The 990-nt window shown below is 67.1% G+C and carries 1 protein-coding gene and 1 pseudogene; one reads left to right on the top strand and one right to left on the bottom strand.

The features are described 5' to 3' along the window. Positions 1–124 precede the first annotated feature (124 nt). On the bottom strand, positions 125–286 hold the full coding sequence (locus tag FV229_RS27745) for a hypothetical protein (RefSeq protein ID WP_187273592.1): 162 nt from the start codon (positions 284–286) through the stop codon (positions 125–127). Positions 287–634: 348 nt separating this feature from the next. Here FV229_RS27745 and FV229_RS26970 point away from each other — a divergent pair. Beyond that, a pseudogene (locus FV229_RS26970) lies at positions 635–990 on the top strand (hypothetical protein); the annotation flags it as partial.

Genomic DNA, 990 nt, shown 5'->3' with positions numbered 1-990 from the left:
CGGACGTAGCTGAACAGGTTCTCCGATCGATCTCCGCGCCCGCGCATCGCCTGATCCCACCCCTGCCTCTAACAGAGTGAATCATCTCCGCGACAAGCCTGCCAGCGACTTCTGCAGCAGCCTGCTAGCGGAACAGTGGTAGCCCCGAGCCGAGCAGCGCGAGGCCGGCCACCAGCAGCAGGCCGCCGCAGGACTCGAAGGCGTGGGCGCGCAGGCCCGCCCGGGGCGCGAACGCGGCGAGACCGATCCCGGCCCCGAGACTGACCACACTTGTCAAACCGATCATCCGTCGCGTCCTCGCGCTGGGTCCGGCCGGCGACGTGGTCATCCGGCCCGGGCACGATGACCGGCGAACACTGAGCGAAGTCTTGCCGGGGCGGGGGCGCCCGGCGGAATCACGGCCCATGCTGAATGCCGCGTTGCCGGGGCGAGCCGTCTCGACTGAGATCGCGTACAGCCAGTTCTACACGCTTCCCACAGCGTTAACCTTTTCGACATGGATGTTAACAAACCCTTGGCGAAGTCGATCGGCTTAGTCCTAAATGCAGGCGTGGGGACTGTTCTGGCGGGTCGGTGCGAGGCTTCGATGCGGTTTTCCGAGTGGCGCTGTTCTTCTCCGTTTCTTGCCGGCGCCATGGCCCTCCCGGCGATCGTTCTGGCCAGCAGCGAGGCCAGCGCCCACGTGAAGTGGTTCTGCGCCTTCGACGTCGCCGGCCAGCCCCGCGGCCTCGAACAGGTGCTCTGCCTCGATTTCGAATGGCTCGTCGGCCTGTCGATCCTGTGCCTGATGTTCGGCTGCCTCGCCGAGGGCACCCCCCTCGGTACGGCGCTCCTGAACGCGCTCGACCGGGTCACCACGCGGGTGCGGGCCGACACCGGGTTGCTGGTGCGGGCGACGCTGGGCTTCTTCTTCGTCTCGCTCTGGACGATGGGCGGCATCATCCTCACCCCCGAGCTCAAGACCGACGCGGCCTGGATCCCGTGGTTCCA

The sequence above is a fragment of the Methylobacterium sp. WL120 genome (assembly GCF_008039465.1).
In the GTDB taxonomy this organism is placed as follows: Bacteria; Pseudomonadota; Alphaproteobacteria; order Rhizobiales; family Beijerinckiaceae; genus Methylobacterium; species Methylobacterium cerastii.
Note: the sequence above shows the minus strand (reverse complement) of the source record. Positions and strands in the feature narration are given on the sequence as shown.